This window comes from Enterobacter cloacae complex sp.6700776, assembly GCF_048284255.1.
Taxonomy (GTDB): domain Bacteria; phylum Pseudomonadota; class Gammaproteobacteria; order Enterobacterales; family Enterobacteriaceae; genus Enterobacter; species Enterobacter intestinihominis.
Genome location: NZ_JBLVYK010000290.1, coordinates 1 through 270, shown reverse-complemented (window position 1 = coordinate 270; position 270 = coordinate 1). Strand labels below are relative to the sequence as shown.

General features: G+C 45.9%; 1 protein-coding gene. It reads right to left on the bottom strand.

Features of this window, described 5'->3' with window-relative positions; translation table 11 throughout:
- The coding region (locus tag ACNQ0T_RS24295; protein ID WP_417930506.1) for a pyridoxal-phosphate dependent enzyme at window positions 1–270 on the bottom strand (270 nt) is incomplete at both ends.

Here is a 270-nt window from a genome sequence, read left to right as displayed (position 1 = left end):
ATTAAATTGGTCTAAAACCTTCCCTTCGCCTCGCTTTGCCATCTCTTGAGCTAAGTCCATCGCCCCTTCCATTCCTACTGTCGTACTCACTAAAATAAGTTCTGCACCATAAGCTTGCATAGACGCTTTACGCTCTTGGCTCATGTTATCTGGCATTAACAGCTTCAGTTTGTAACCTTTCACCGCAGCAATCATCGCTAAAGCGATCCCTGTATTGCCACTGGTGGCTTCAATAAGCGTATCTCCCTGTTTGATCTCCCCGCGTTTTTC